Below are 15477 nucleotides of genomic sequence, written 5' to 3'. Positions count from 1 at the left end.
TGGCCGTACCGCCCGCGGGACAGCCAGGCTGGCCGACCAGCGTCGGGCGCCCACCCGACGGGTCGCCGTCGTTGCGGAGTACGTCGATCGTCACCGGGTCATCGACGAAGGTGAACGTCGAGTCGTCACGTGCGAACGGTGGTTCGGGCAGCGGTTCGGCCAGCACGGTGACCGTGACCTCCCCGTTGACCTCGTGTGCGTTCCCGTCGGAGACGGTGTAGGTGAATCGAACGTTCGAACCCTCCTCGTCGTCGATCTCCGACGGGGTGAACTCCAGCTGATTCCGGCCGCCCTGTGCGACGGTACCCCCCGATTCCGGTTGGGTGAAGCCGACGACGGCCAGCGGATCACCATCGGGATCGAAGTCGTTGGCCGTCACGTCGATCAGGATCGTCTGCCCCAAGACGGCGGTCCGGAGATCGGCCGACACGACCGGCGGGCGGTTGGGCTCGTTCTCGTCGATGACGACGACGAGCACCGAGCTGCGGACCCGATGACCCCGACCGTCATCGACCTCGTACTCGAACGTGACCCGTTCTCCACTTCCGGCCAACGCGGTCACGGCGAGCTGTTCTCCCTGGACCTCGACATCGAGACCATCGGGGAGGGGCGTGACGACCGAGACGACGAGGGGGTCGCCGTCGGGATCGGAGTCGTTGAGCAGCACCGGCACGGTCGTGACGGTGTTGCGGCGCGTGCGCACGGCGTCGGGCTGAAGCCGAGGTCGGCGGTTCGGGTCGCCGGGCGAGGCGACGTCCACCGTGACCTCGACGGGTTCGCCGATCGCTCCGAACGTGTCCACCGGTCGATACGAGAAGCGCGCCGCGCCCTCGAAGCCGGGCACCGGGTCGAACTCGAGCGCGGGCAGCCCCGAACGGCCGACCGACTCGGTCACGGTTCCGATCTCGGGAGCAGCGGAGAACGAGTCGAGCCGAAGACCGTCACGTTCGGGGTCGAGATCGTTCACCAGCACGTCGACGATCACGGACACGCCAGGACCGGTCTCGGCGTTGTCGGGAGCTCCCACCGGCGCTCGGTTCGTTCCGTCGACCGGGAGGAGCTCGACGATGACACGTGCCGAGGCCTCGTTGCCGTTGCCGTCGACGATCGTGTAGCCGAACTCGTCGCGACCGACGTATCCCGGCTCGGGGGTGTACACGACGGTCGTCGCGGTTCCGATGTCGACCGCACCGTGCTCAGGTGTCCCGACGCTGTCGATGGCCACCGCCTCGCCGTCGGGGTCGTAGTCGTTTGCCGTGACGGCGACGGGGACCGACGCACCCGAACGCGCCGTGACCGGGTCGTCGATCGCGACCGGTGGATCGTCGACTCCGTTGTCGTCGGGTTCTCGGAGCTCGGGCTCGTCGGCGACGCCGTCGTCTGCTCCGGCGGCCCGACCGTCGTCGGCGTCACCCTCGTCGACGACGTCGCCCTCTTCACCAAGCAGGAGCAGTCCCGAGTCGTCCTTGTCGACCGCGTGGATCCCCCACGGGTGCACCGTCCAGACGAAGTCGCCGATCACATCATCGATCCAGATGACGTCGGTGGTCGCCGTGACGTCGAGCAACGTCGTCCCGTCGACGGTCACCGGCTCACCGATGACCTCCTCGGTCCGCCAGTCGAACTGCACCACCTCGGTCGGACCGCGCCGCACGAGTGCGGCTGCGTCACCGGCGATCGCGAGAAGATCGCCGCCGCCGACGTCGAGTCCGGGCACCTCGACGACTTCGTCGAGCCCGCTCTCGGACACACACCACAATTCATCGCCACCGCCGATCCAACCGCAGTCGGCCGCGGGACCCGGACGCTGGACGACCAGCTCGCTTCCGTCGATGTCGGTCGGCAGATCGTGCCATCCGCCGCTGCCGAGTCGCGCGCGGCCACCTGCCCGGTCGAGGACGAGTGCGTCGTTGTTCACGAGCGACACCGCAGCGTCGTCGAGCCCCGAGATCTCCGTGGTCGTCGCTGCTGAAGTGGTACGCCGGAGCGAACCCTCGGCGATCGACCAGATCGACCCGTCAGGAGCGAGCGCGAAGGTGGTCGAGTTGTCGACTCCAGGGGTGGTGTCCGCGGCGAAATCGAAGTCCACCGGCTCGTCGTTGGTCGGCAACAGAGTGGCCTCCCCCACGGTCGGATCCGCGACCAGGAGACCGGACGATCCGGCCTGCGCCACCGCGGATCCCGAGCCCAGGACACCGAGTGCTCGTGGCGCGCCCAGGCGGAGGTCGGCACTGTCGATGAGTCGAACTTCGGCGGTCGTGTCATCGAGGACGTAGCTCTCGGCGCGACCATCGGCAACGAGCATGTCGTCGCCCGTCGCGCCGGCCTCGAGGCTCGCGAGGGCCCGACCACCGAATCCATCGACGAGCACCACGCGGCCGGATGGAGAGTGGGCCACCCACCGCGTGGCTCGCGACGCGGCCGCATCGATCGCCGGCAGACCATCGGACCGCAGGACCACGATGAGACCCGTCAGCGCAACGGCGAACACGACCATGGTCGCGAAGGCCTGACGCCACGTCACAGTCGAGAGCGAAGCGGGTTTTGGCACCAAGGTGTACGGTACTGCGGTTGCGAGTCGTTGACGGACCGCGGCGACCGAACACCCATAGTGCTCGCGTCACACAGTGCGCCTCTCCCACGGTCGATTCCCGATCGTCCGACTCGGCCGCCGTAGTGTCACGTGGAATGGACATCGTGGTGACCACTCCCCACGGTGACGCCGACATCGACATCGTGGCGGCGCCCGCCGAGACAACCCTCGCCGACCTGCTGCGTGCGGTGACCGGTCAGGCTTCGCCGGCGACCGCACGACTCGACGAGCGGGCGGTCTCGACGGCCCGATTGCTGACGGACCTCGACCTCGCGATCGGTTCGACGATCGACACCCGACCCGCCAGTCCCCTCGACGACCTCGACAGTGGGACCGGCGACGCCTCATCCAGTCCGGTCGTCCAGCTGATGCAGCTCACGGGCCGGGGCGCAGGGACGACGCGCTCACTCCCGTCCGGCCGCTTCCTCGTCGGCACCGCACGGAGCCCGCGGGGCGACGAACTCGACACGGCGCCCGTCGACACGGCCGCGTTCGAGCTCGACGTCGGCACCGACGGCTCGGTCCGGGTGAGCCCGACCGTCCACATCGTCGGTGCCCGCGGAATCGACGCACCAACGCTCGACGGGCGGCTCCTCGATCGCGAACTGCCGTGGGCAGACGGCCAACTCCATGTCGGTGGCCGCCGATTCGAACTGCTGCGCCACCCTGCGGCGCTCCCGCCAGGTCGCCGCTCGACGCCGCTTCCCGACGGCACGATTCCGTTCCGGCGTGGGGCCGCCGTTCCCGACAGCGACCGTCGCCTCGTGGTCGGGGCAGTCCGCGATGCCACGACCGGCGGCGGACAACTCTGGCAGTGGCGGCCGGGCGACCGAGGCGCCTACGACATCGCCTACGGCCTGCACCGTGACGGCTCCTCGATTGCGTCCGCCGATCTCCTCCACCACGGTGGGGTCGCCGTGGTTGGTTCCGAACGCTTCGCGGCGGCGCTTGCGCGAACCCTGCTCATCGAAGTGTGCACCATGCACGGCCCGTCGACGCTCGACCTCGCGATCGCTTCGACACCGGAACGAATCGAGCGATGGAACTGGGCGCGTTGGCTGCCTCATCTTCGCTCCGGTCAGCCGAACTCTCCGGCGCAGCTGTGGAGCGAGCCTGATCAACTGCGCGCCTGGGCCGACTCGATGGCCGAACGCCCGTCGGACTCGGCACCCAGACGCATGACGATGCTCGTCGTCGACGACGAGTCCTTGTGGTCGCGACGAGATTCGCCACTCCAGAACCTCTTGACCGACGCCCCGAAGAACTTCCGCCTCATCGGACTCTGCGACGACATCGACGAGGCTCCCGCCGTGTGTTCCGAGCGAATTGTCGAAGTCGGGCCGGCTCAGCGGCTGGCCACGACGCCGACCGACCGGGGTGAGGCCCCCGCCGTCGTCCCCGAGCTGTTCGGCTCATTCGCCACCCATCGATCGCTGGACGGGCGATCCGCTGCCTCCACCGACGACATCTCCCCCGCGCTCGTCGAGGAACGACTGGCCGCCGAGGTCGCCCGACAACTCGCACCATTGGACGACCTCGATCGTCCACACGGCCAGAACCCCGCCAGGGCGACCGACATCACACCGCCGACGTTGGCGTCGGTCGTGGATGCATCGGCGGCGCGCGTCGACGACGGCTCGCGGCTGTCGGTCGTGGTCGGAACCGCCGAGATGGTCGGCGCAGTCCCCGGGGCCCAACGCGACCTCGCCGTCGAGCTGTCGGGACCGCTGTCGACCATCGTCACCGCCGCGGGCACCGAGCAACACGATCTCGCCGTCGCTGCCGTGGTGCTGGGAGCCGCGACGCAACGGAGGCCGGACGAGCTCGCGGTGGTGATCCTCGGACAAGAACGGCGGGAGTGGTACGACCAACTCCCACACGTGGTCGGATGGGTGGGCTACTCCGAGGCAGACGACCCAGCGCGACTGTTGCACCGCATCGCCCACGTCGTCGCAGCACGGCCCGAACTGCACGTGCTGATCGTCGTCGAGCACGCGTTCCACAGTGATGATCCGCCGGCGCCCGAATTGGTCGCCGCGATGAACGAGCTGGCGGTCACCCATCACAACGTGCACGTCGTGTGGTCCGGCGACCATCCGGGCTCGGTGCCCGCGTACGCTCGGTCGAGCTGCGGGGCTCTCGTCTGGTTCACACCTCGTGGCGACGGGACGGTCTGGTTCCCGGAGCGCTCCTTCTCGTTCGTCGGTCCGGCAGCAACGGCCCTGAGCGAGTTGACCACCACCGACGCCGATGACCTCATCGTCCGTCCGTCGGCGGTGAGCCGATCCCTGACCTCGTTGGAGCGACGGTTGGACCGAACCGGCGACGGAAACCAGGCCTCGTGGGCAAGCCGGGTCATCAGCACCATCGCACGCCGCGTCGGCGCTCGCTACGGCGGTCCCGACGCCCAGCGCCGGGTCGCCACGGCGCTGGTTCCGCCTCCGCTCGCCACGACCGTCGATGCGATGCAATTGCTCGACGACCATCCGGGAGATGCGATCCCCATCGGCCTCATCGACCGACCGGAACTCGCGCGTCACGAACCGTTCTGGTGGCAGCCAGGGAGCGAGGGATCGATTCTGACGGTGGGCTCGCCGCGATCGGCGATGAACTCGCTGATCGACGTCCTGACGCTCGGCATCGCGGCACGGTTCGCCGCCGACGACCTCCACGTCTACGCGATCGAAACCGCGGGCGCGCGCCGCCGCGCAATCGAGGCACTTCCCCACACCGGGGGGGTCGCCGACCCCGATCGCACCGACGAGATCGTCGCCCTCGTCGCCGAGCTGCGCTCGATTCTCTCCCAACGGCTGCAGCGCCCGACCGACCTCGATCGGCCGGACATCATCGTCGTGATCAGCGATCTCGGTCGGATGCGCCGTTCCCTCACCCCCGAACAGGACGACACCACGATCGAGCAACTCGGGGAGCTGGTCGCATCGGGCGCCTGGGTCGGTCTGAACGTCGTCATCGGCGCGACCAAGGTCGACGAACTCGGCCCGCTCGACCGACTGACTGGCAATCGCCTGGTCGGCCCGATGAGCGATCCCGACGATCGGTCCCGACTGGGCGTCGCAGCCGTCGACGCTGCCGATCGTCATCCTCGACGGTGCTGGTCCACCGCCGAGGACCGTCGCGTTCAACTGGCGACACCGCCGACCGATCTCGAGCGTCGGATCACCGCCCTCGCCCCGGAACCGCCTCGCTACCGACCGCCGAGCCCGATCGCGACCGGGAACGAATCGTGAACCCGGCCGGCGCCGCGAGCGGTCACCGACCCCCGACATGCGGGTTCGGGATCGAGCTCGCCGACCTCGCCGTGCGCGGAGTCCGCATCGACGCGACCGAGTCCGGACAGTCCGTCGCGTCCGCCGAGTTTCCCGTATCCGCTGGAGACGACCAACTCGTCGACGCGCTGGTGCTGCTGAACGCGGAACTCGGCGAACCCTCCGAGCCCGCGCGCATCGCCACGCTCCCGGGCGACGCGACGCTCCAACGGGTCGATGTCACGGGCCGTTCCGACGCCGACGTCGTCGAGATCCGAGAACGCATGCGCGCCGACCGCGGGATCCGCTCGTCGGTGATCGCCGCTGATGGCCCACGCCGATGGCTGCTGCTCATTCGATGGGACGAGCAGCGGATCGAGCGGTTGCGGACGCTCGCCGCCCGGGCGGGACTCGTCGACGTCGTCGTCGAACCCAGCCCGATCGCGATCGCGCGCATCGGCGGAAACGACGCCACCTACGTCCGGCGGATCGCCTCACGCGACGAGGCACACCACGCGGTGGTGCAGAATCGCGTGCCCGTCGCCGCGGCATCGACTGCCGCCGAGGGCCGCGCTCATCCCGATCTCGACATCGCGATTTCCTCCGTCGCCTTCGCGTCGTTCGACGAGTTCCTCGACGACCACCTGCTTGCCGAATCCATCGACCGGGCGGCCACCCGCGTCGGAGCCCTCGTTTCGCCGAGCCTCGATGGCATCGACGTGGCAGCCCGATTCGACCAGGAAGCGCTCCGACGCCACGGGGTCGCGCTCGGAGCGGCGTACGGTGCCGCGGGGCTCTCCGGGCCGATCCATCCCATCCAGATCGTCGGACCGAGTGCGGGGATCGGGGGCGATCCATTCGACCGACCGTGGGCGATCGAGCCGGTGCCACCTGGCGACGACGGCCCGCAGATCGATGCTGCCCACGGGATCGAACGTGTCACGCGCTGGTTCCGTACACGCCGTCCGCAGTGACGTCGGGTTCCTGAAGGCGGTCGGAATCGGTCGCTGTGTCAGTCGGGATCGAGCGACGGCGACTGACCGAAGACGGCGATCGCCTGCTTCAACGGGACCAGGTCGGCACTGACTCCGCGGAGATCCGCCTGCTCGGCCTCGCGAATCGCATGGAGCGCGATCTGGCGAGCCTGATCGAGTTCCTGACGGAGCCGGAGGTTCTCGTCCTCCAGCTCCATGACCCGGCGGATTCCCTCGAGGTTCATCCCCTCGTCGGTCAGTTCGGAGATCCGCCGCAACAGCTGGATGTCGTCGTCGCTGTATCGACGGTTCCCACCCTGCGTGCGGGCCGGCGACACGAGACCCCGGCGCTCGTAGATCCGCAGGGTCTGAGGATGCATGCCCGCGAGTTCGGCGGCGACCGAGATCACGTAGACCGCTTTGAGTTGATGCTTCGTCATGATGACTCCTGCTCCGCGTCCACCGTAGTGGCTGCCGCGAATGCCTCGACCGCCGCGCGTTGAGCGTCGTTGAGCTCGGTCGGTACGTCGACCTCGACGGTCACGATGAGGTTGCCGCTGTTGCCGCGCCGGGCGATTCCCTTGCCCTTCACGCGGTGGCGCGAACCCGACTGCGTTCCGGGCTTGATCCGCAACGTCACGTCACCGCCATCGAGGGTCGGCACCGAGATCTCGCCACCGAGTACGGCGTCGGCGAACGACACCGGCACCGTGACGGTCAGGTCGTCACCTTTGCGCCCGAACCGATCGTGGGGAGCGACCTCGAGTTCGACCAGGAGGTCGCCGTTCGGTCCGCCGTTGCGACCGGGGGCACCGCGGCCCTTGAGCCGAATCGTCTGGCCGTCCTTCACGCCCGCGGGAATCCGGGTCTTCACTTCACGCGGTCGACGCTCGATTCCGGACCCGCGGCACGTGTCGCACGGGTGCTCGATGACGACGCCGTTGCCCTGGCACACGTGGCACGGGGTACTCATCGCGAAGAAGCCCTGGTTGTCGTCGACGACGCCCCGGCCACCACAGTTCTGGCAGACCTTCGGGCTGGTTCCCGGCCGGGCGCCGGACCCGTTGCAGGTGGAGCACTGGGCGTCGGCGGTGAGGTACAGCGAGGTCTCCAGACCGGTGACCGCGTCCTCGAAGTCGACCTTCAGGTGCGCCTGCAGGTCGGCACCGCGCCGCGGCCCGACCCCGGCACTCGATCCGCCGCGCCGCCCTGCGCCACCGCCGCCGAACATGTTGCCGAGCAGGTCGCCGAGGCCACCCCCTCCGCTCATGTCACCGACGTTGAACGAGAAACCTCCCGGCCCGCCGGGCTGGCCGCCACCGAACCCGCCGCCGACCGGGCCCATCGACCGGACCTCGTCGTACTCGGCGCGCTTGGCTTCGTCGCCGAGTACGTCGTAGGCGGCCGAGACGTCCTTGAACTTCTCTTCCGCGACCGTGTTGCCCGGGTTCTTGTCCGGATGGAGGTCACCCGCGAGCTTGCGATACGCCTTCTTGATCTCCTTCGCCGACGCGTCCTTCGACAGACCGAGCGTCTCGTAGTAGTCCTTCTCGAACCATTCCCTCTGTGGGGCCATGACGGGTTTCCTCCTTTCTCGTTGGTTCCACCGTGACCGGCGGTCGCGGTCAATCCGTGGTCTTCACCATGGCCGGACGCAGGGTGCGCCCTTTCCAGCGGTAGCCGCTGCGGAGCACTTCCGACACGAGGGCTTCGCCCCCGTCGCCCGGTTCGTGCGCGACGGCCTCGGCGACCTCGGGGTCGAAGGGCTGGCCGTCGAGGTCGAGGGTCTCCAGACCCTGCTTGCGGAGTTCGACGAGCATCTGGTTGAGCAGTGGCCCGATCTCCGCGGGATGGTTCACGTAGGCAGCCTCTGCGGCGTCGAGCACGGGGAGCAGTGCCTCGGCGAGCCGCCCGGTCGCCCGGTCGGCATCGGCCTGCGCTCGCACGGCGGACTGCTTGCGGAAGTTGTCGAAGTCGGCTTGCGTGCGCTGGGCCATCGACTTGAACTGATCGCGTTCGTCGAGCACGGCGAACACGTCGACGTCGGAGATGTCGATCTCGTCGACCGCGTCCGCGAGTGCCTGTTCAGCATCCGCATCGGGTCGCGCCGATCCCTCGGTGACGTCGTCGATCTCGCTGGCACGGTCCGCGCCGTCTTCCGACGGACCCTGGCCGACGCTCCCGTCGGCCCGGCCGGCCGATGACGCTGCATCGGCCGGTCGGGACACGTCGGGATCGTGGACCTCGGGGTCGTAGTTGTCGCCGTCGCCGGTGTTGCCCGGCCGGCCGTTCGGTTGGTCGGACATCGGCTTCCTCAGCTCTCGTCTTCGTCGACGACTTCGGCATCGACGATGTCATCGTCGTCGGCACCGGTCGCTCCGGCGTCGCCGGTCGCATCCTGGCCCGAGGCCGAGCTTCCGGCACCATCGGCGTCCTTCGCAGCAGCTTCGTAGAGCTTCTGGCTGAAGGCCTGGCTGGCCGTCATGAGCGTGTCGGTCGCCGTCTTGATGGCGTCGTTGTCGTTGCCCGCGAGTGCGGTCTTGAGGTCGGCGAGCGGCGTCTCGACCGCTTCCTTCTCGGCGGCATCGACGCTGTCGGCCTGGTCACGCAGGAGCTTCTCGGTCTGGTGCACGAGCGACTCGGCGTTGTTGCGGACCTCGGCCTCCTCACGACGTGCCTTGTCCTCCTCGGCGTGGGCTTCGGCGTCCTTGACCATCTGGTCGATGTCGTCCTTGTTGATGGTCGACTGACCGGTGATCGTCATCGACTGCTCCTTCTTCGTGGCCCGGTCGGTCGCCGACACGTGAACGATGCCGTTGGCATCGATGTCGAACACGACTTCGATCTGGGGCACGCCGCGCGGGGCGGGCGGGAGGTCGACGAGCTGGAACTTGCCGAGCGTCTTGTTGTACTGCGACATGTCACGCTCGCCCTGGAGCACGTGGATCTCGACCGACGGCTGGTTGTCCTCCGCGGTGGTGAACACCTCGGACCGCTTGGTCGGGATCGTGGTGTTGCGCTCGATGAGCTTGGTCATGATGCCGCCCTTGGTCTCGATGCCGAGCGACAGCGGGGTCACGTCGAGCAGCAGGACGTCCTTGACATCGCCGCGCAGCACGCCGGCCTGGATCGCGGCGCCGATGGCAACCACTTCGTCCGGGTTGACGGTCTTGTTCGGCTCCTTGCCGGTGAGGTTCTGCACGAGGTCGCCGACGGCGGGCATCCGGGTGGAGCCACCGACGAGGATCACGTGGTGCAGGTCGCCCTGCTTCACGCCGGCGTCCTTCAACGCCTGCTCGAACGGAATCCGGCAACGCTCGATGAGGTCGGCGGTCATCTCCTGGAACTTCGAGCGCGACAGGCTCTCGTCGAGGTGCAGCGGACCGTCGGCCGTGGCGGTGATGAACGGCAGGTTGATCTGCGTCGACTGCGTCTGGCTCAGTTCGATCTTCGCCTTCTCGGCGGCTTCCTGGAGACGCTGCGCGGCCATGCGGTCCTGGCTCAGGTCGACACCGTGCGCCGCCTTGAACTGGTCGACCAGCCACGTGATGATCCGCTGGTCCCAGTCGTCGCCACCGAGTTCGGTGTCGCCGTGGGTCGACTTCACTTCGAACACGCCGTCGCCGATCTCGAGCACCGACACGTCGAAGGTGCCACCGCCGAGGTCGAACACGAGGATCGTCTCGTCCTCCGAGCCCTTCTCGAGGCCGTAGGCGAGCGCGGCTGCGGTCGGCTCGTTGATGATTCGCAGCACTTCGAGGCCGGCGATCGTGCCGGCTTCCTTGGTGGCGGTGCGCTGGGCGTCGTCGAAGTAGGCGGGGACGGTGATGACGGCCTGCGTGACCGTGTCGCCGAGGTAGCTCTCGGCGTCGCGCTTGAGCTTCATGAGGGTGCGTGCGCTGATCTCCTGCGGCGTGTACTGCTTGCCGTCGACATCGTCGGTCTTCCAGTCCTCGCCGATGTGGCGCTTGATGCTTCGGAAGGTGCGATCGGGGTTGGTGATCGCCTGACGCTTCGCGACCTCACCGACGAGCACTTCGCCGGTCTTCGAGAACGCGACGACCGACGGGGTCGTGCGCGCGCCTTCGGAGTTCGGGATGACGACGGGATCGCCACCTTCGAGGACCGAGACGACAGAGTTCGTGGTTCCGAGGTCGATACCGACTGCTTTGGCCATGGGGGTGTACTCCTTGTGTGGGGATTCAGATCTTGATGTGGCGACACTCAAGATAGTGGTCCCGCGCCCCGACGCCAACCCCTCGATCAGATAACGTGAGTCCACTTCACTCAACTTCGTCATCCCGCCCGGACCCACCTCGCTCGCCGCACTCCCACCCACTCGCCATCCCACGTCACCCGCCGCGCGTCCGTCCCCAACACCGCTCGCCCGGGGAAATTTCGAGGGATCGAGACCGCTGGCATCCAAGTCCCTCGAAATTCTGCGGCAGCACCGAGTCCCTGTTCGAAATCTCGTGGGATCGAGACCCTGAGCGACCCGATCCCTCGAAATTTCCCAGCGGCGGTCCGGGTCGCAGGAGGGGCAGGGTCGGCGGGGTGGTGGAAGAGCTCGCCGGGTGGTGGTCGTGGGCCGGCCGGTCGGGAGCGAGTCAGGTGAGGTGGTCGGGACCGAAGGAGATGGGGAGGAGATCGACGAGGGGCATCGAGATGACGCGGCCGTCGGCCGTCGACGCGTGGACGACGGTGTCGGGCGTGGCGAACTCGCGGATCTTCTGGCGGCACCCTCCGCACGGGGTTCCTGGCTCGTCGCCGCCGGTCACGGTGACGACGTCGGTGATCGTGGGATGCCCGTCACTTCCGACCACCATCATCGAGATGGCACCCCCTTCGGCGCACACGCCCTCGGGATACGCCGCGTTCTCGACGTTGCAGCACGCGAACACGTCACCGGTCGTCGTGCGGATCGCGGCGCCGACCCGATAGCTCGAGTACGGACTGTACGAACGCTCACGCACGCGCACGGCAGCTTCGAACAACTCGACGACGACCGCGCTCGACGCGGCAATGGTCGTGGGGGGCGGAACGTGCTCGCTCATGGTCTCAGCCTGCCATCCGGAACGGATCGTCGGCGCGCGACAGATTCGCGACCGTGCACGGTCGTACTCCGCGAGTCGGGCATCGTCACGTCACGCGTCCTCCAACGGATGATCGGCGACGGCGACAAGAACGGCGCCGAGACGCGGATCATCCACCTGCGGTCGCGGTGCAACCACGCACCCGGGCTGGACTCGCGCGATCGGCTCCAGATCGGGCCGCGCACGCGGCAGCTCGAGTTCCACCAGGTGTCCAACCGCTCGTAGCGCTCGCTCGGCTGCGCTTCCGGGCGACGGTTCCTCCGCGTTCCACTTCCTACACTCTCTGCTCATGGCGTCGTTGTCGTTGCAGCCACATCCATCGTTCACCGGCCGCCCGGGTCCGGTCCTGGTGGTCGTTGCCGATGGCGTCGGCGTGGCTCCGCCGGGGTCGAGCAATGCGGTCACCCAGGCCCGTACGCCGATGCTCGAGCGGCTGACCTCGACCGAGCTGTACACCGAGCTCGCCGCGCACGGCCCAGCGGTCGGACTCCCGACCGACGACGACATGGGCAACAGCGAGGTCGGCCACAACGCCCTCGGCGCCGGACGGATCTTCGCTCAGGGCGCGAAACTGGTCAACAAGGCGATCGCGAACGGCGCGATCTTCGAATCCGAGGTCTGGGTCGAGACCGTGGATCGCGCCCGAACCGGCACCTTGCACCTGATCGGATTGCATTCCGACGGCGGCGTGCACTCGAGCCTCGATCACCTCGATGCCTTGATTCGGAACGCCGCCGCGGAGGGCGTCACCAGCTGCGCCGTCCACATCCTGCACGACGGGCGTGACGTCGATGCCCGGTCCGCGCTGACGTACATCGATCGGACCGAGGCGGTACTCGCCGACATCAACGCGGCAGCACCGGGTCGCAACTACCGGATCGCGTCGGGTGGCGGCCGGATGAAGATCACCATGGACCGCTACGAGGCCGACTGGCCGATGGTCGAGCGTGGGTATCGCTGCCACGTCCACGGCGAAGGACGACCGTTCTCGAGCGCCCGCGACGCGGTCGAGACGATGTACGCCGAGTCCGAGGCCGGTGACCAATACCTCGGTGAGTTCGTCGCGGTGGACGAGAACGGCGTCCCGGTCGGCGAGATCGTGGACGGCGACGCGGTCGTGTTCTTCAATTTCCGTGGCGACCGGGCGATCGAGATCTCGCGGTCGTTGGAGGAGCCGGACTTCGACGTGTTCGACCGCACCGGCGTCGACGGTCGGCCCCATCCGGACATCTCCTTTGCCGGGATGCTGCAGTACGACGGCGACGCGCTCGTACCGAAGCGCTACCTGGTCTCGCCGCCGGCCATCGACCGCGTGATGGGTGAGTTCCTGTGCGGTGAGGGTGTCCGCACGTTCGCGATCAGCGAGACGCAGAAGTACGGCCACGTCACGTACTTCTGGAACGGCAATCGCTCCGGCTACATCGACGAGACGCTCGAGACCTACATCGAGATCCCGTCCGACAACGTCGAGTTCGACACCACCCCGGCGATGAAGGTGCGCGAGATCACCGACGAGACGATCGACCTGCTGCGCTCGGGCGAGTACCGGTTCGGTCGGCTCAACTTCCCGAGTGGGGACATGGTCGGCCACACCGGACACCTCCACGCGACGGTCGAGGCGATGGAGATCATCGACGAGTGCATGGCGCGACTGGTGGAGGTGATCGACGAGCTCGGCGGAGTGCTGATCTACACCGCCGACCACGGCAACGCCGACATCATGTTCACCGAGACCTCGTCCGGGGAGCGGCTGCCGAAGACCTCACACACACTCAGCCCGGTGCCGTTCGCGATCCACGATCCGAACTACGACGGCGAGTACCACATGAACGGCGGTGCCCCGGCGGCGAACCACGGACTGGCGAACGTCGCCTCCACCGTGTTCAACCTGCTCGGCTACGAAGCCCCCACCGACTACCTCCCCAGCCTCATCGACTTCTGACGGGACATCCGGTGTCGGGCACCGGTTTGTCCGAGCTACCGGTGGGCTCGGAGGACTTCGTTGGCGGCGTGCAGGCCGCACATGCCGTGGACCCCGCCGCCGGGTGGAGTGGAACTCGAGCAGAGGTAGACGCCGTCCAGCGGGGTCGTCCACGGGTGCAGGCCGAGCGTCGGACGGATCAGGTACTGGCGGAGGTCGGCGACCCCTCCGTTGATGTCACCGCCGACGTAGTTCTCGCCGTGTCGTTCCATCGCCGCCGTGTTCATCGAGTGCCGGGCGAGGATGCGGTCGCGGAACCCCGGGGCGAACCGCTCGACCTGCGCTTCGATCCGACCGGTCATGTCGACCGCCGACCCGTTCGGGACGTGGCAGTACCCCCAGGCAGTGTGCGATCCTGCCGGCGCCCGGTCGGGATCGACGACGCTCTGCTGCGCGAGCAGGACGAATGGTTGCTCGGCATGACGTCCTTGCTGGACGATGTCCTCGGCTTGGACGATCTCATCGAGCGTCCCACCGAGGTGAACGGTCGCCGCGCGAGCAATCTCGGGGTTGGTCCACGGGATCGGGCCGTCGAGTGCCCAGTCGAGCTTGAACACCCCGGGGCCGTACCGGAAGCGCTCGAGCGACCGGCGGTAGCGGCTCGGGAGCTCATCGCCGGCCAGGTTCAGGAGCTGGCGCGGCGTCACGTCGAGCAGCGTGACGTCGCTGGGCGGAAGTTCCCGCAACGAGCCGACACGGTGATCGCACTCCACGCGACCACCGTGGGATTCGAGCACGGACACCAGCGCATCGGCGATCCGCTGTGAACCGCCCTGTGCGACCGGCCACCCGACGGAGTGGGCGAGGGTGCCGAGCATCAGCCCGTACCCGGCCGTGATCGGCGCGCGCAAGGACAGGATCGAGTGGGCGGCGAGCCCCGCGAACAACGCCTGTGCCTCGTCGGTGTCGAACCGACGGCGCGCGAGTCCTCGGGCGGACCACACACCGTGGAGGCCGAACCGGGCGAGGTGGATCGGATGCGCTGGCGGCACGTTCAACGGTGCGAGCAGCCCGTCGGTGAGATCGAGACCGGCGTCGACGAACGGTTGGACGAGCCGCTGGTACGCCGACGCGTCGACGCCGAGGCCGGCTGCCGTCGTCTCGACGGATCGATGCAGGAGCGCCGCGCCCCCGCCGTCGAGCGGATGTGCGAGCGGGACCTCCGGGTGCAGCCACGCGAGACCGTGCCGGCGGGCGGCCGTCTCGTCGGCGAAGAGCTCACGGAATGCGGGCGAGGCCACCGCGAGCGGGTGGACCGCTGAACACACGTCGTGGACGAAGTCGGGCAACGTGAGCTCCTGGGAGCGCATCCCACCGCCGGGGGTCGACGCCGCTTCGAGAACGGTGACGTTCCAGCCCGCCTGGGCGAGGGTGATCGCCGCGACGAGCCCGTTCGGCCCCGCGCCCACCACGGTCGCGACGCGCCCGCCCGGCCCCGTCGGTGGTGCGTTGTTGGATCGGTTCGCCACTCCCCGATCTCATCACGCGATCACCCCCACCACAAGCCGGTGCTCCGCAACGGATCCCGTCCGCGTCGGTGGGGTCGGTCCTGCGCGATCTCGTCGCGCTC

10 protein-coding genes are annotated in these 15477 nt (G+C 68.4%); 3 read left to right on the top strand and 7 right to left on the bottom strand.

All coding sequences use genetic code 11. The features are described 5' to 3' along the window. Positions 1 to 2551 (bottom strand): Ig-like domain-containing protein (locus ON45_RS06335; protein WP_148288552.1); only part of this gene is annotated, 2551 nt, incomplete at its 3' end. A 137-nt stretch (positions 2552 to 2688) separates the two neighbouring features. Here ON45_RS06335 and ON45_RS06330 point away from each other — a divergent pair. After that, positions 2689 to 5841, top strand: a complete 3153-nt coding sequence (locus tag ON45_RS06330; RefSeq protein ID WP_040492782.1) for a type VII secretion protein EccC — start codon at positions 2689 to 2691, stop codon at positions 5839 to 5841. Continuing rightward, a complete protein-coding gene (locus ON45_RS06325) occupies positions 5838 to 6833 on the top strand; it encodes a hypothetical protein (protein ID WP_040492781.1) in 996 nt (331 codons plus the stop codon). Before ON45_RS06330 ends, ON45_RS06325 begins: the two co-directional genes overlap by 4 nt. A 38-nt stretch (positions 6834 to 6871) precedes the next feature. Here ON45_RS06325 and ON45_RS06320 read toward each other — a convergent pair whose 3' ends face one another. From ON45_RS06320 to cdd, 5 genes are all read right to left on the bottom strand, one after another. Next, positions 6872 to 7273, bottom strand: a complete 402-nt coding sequence (locus ON45_RS06320; RefSeq protein ID WP_040492780.1) for a heat shock protein transcriptional repressor HspR — start codon at positions 7271 to 7273, stop codon at positions 6872 to 6874. After that, positions 7270 to 8409, bottom strand: a complete 1140-nt coding sequence (dnaJ, locus tag ON45_RS06315; protein WP_040492779.1) for a molecular chaperone DnaJ — start codon at positions 8407 to 8409, stop codon at positions 7270 to 7272. The genes ON45_RS06320 and dnaJ overlap by 4 nt, the downstream gene beginning before the upstream one ends. A gap of 49 nt (positions 8410 to 8458) precedes the next feature. Continuing rightward, positions 8459 to 9139: a nucleotide exchange factor GrpE gene (locus ON45_RS21180; RefSeq protein ID WP_051062602.1), complete on the bottom strand. Its 681-nt coding sequence runs from the start codon at positions 9137 to 9139 to the stop codon at positions 8459 to 8461. 8 nt (positions 9140 to 9147) lie between these two features. After that, a complete protein-coding gene (gene dnaK / locus ON45_RS06305; RefSeq protein ID WP_040492778.1) occupies positions 9148 to 11010 on the bottom strand; it encodes a molecular chaperone DnaK in 1863 nt (620 codons plus the stop codon). Between the two features lie 430 nt (positions 11011 to 11440). Beyond that, on the bottom strand, positions 11441 to 11887 hold the full coding sequence (cdd, locus tag ON45_RS06300) for a cytidine deaminase (protein ID WP_051062601.1): 447 nt from the start codon (positions 11885 to 11887) through the stop codon (positions 11441 to 11443). Positions 11888 to 12215: 328 nt separating this feature from the next. Between cdd and gpmI the strand changes: the two genes are divergently transcribed. After that, positions 12216 to 13868 carry a 2,3-bisphosphoglycerate-independent phosphoglycerate mutase gene (gpmI, locus tag ON45_RS06290; RefSeq protein WP_040492776.1) on the top strand — a complete coding sequence of 551 codons (1653 nt, stop codon included), beginning with the start codon at positions 12216 to 12218 and terminating at the stop codon, positions 13866 to 13868. Between the two features lie 35 nt (positions 13869 to 13903). On the opposite strand, the gene ON45_RS06285 is transcribed toward gpmI, so the two are convergent. Continuing rightward, on the bottom strand, positions 13904 to 15376 hold the full coding sequence (locus ON45_RS06285; RefSeq protein WP_083914492.1) for a phytoene desaturase family protein: 1473 nt from the start codon (positions 15374 to 15376) through the stop codon (positions 13904 to 13906). Positions 15377 to 15477: the final 101 nt, after the last annotated feature.

This window comes from Ilumatobacter nonamiensis YM16-303 (genome assembly GCF_000350145.1).
GTDB lineage: Bacteria > Actinomycetota > Acidimicrobiia > Acidimicrobiales > Ilumatobacteraceae > Ilumatobacter_A > Ilumatobacter_A nonamiensis.
This window is presented reverse-complemented; position numbering and strand designations above follow the sequence as displayed.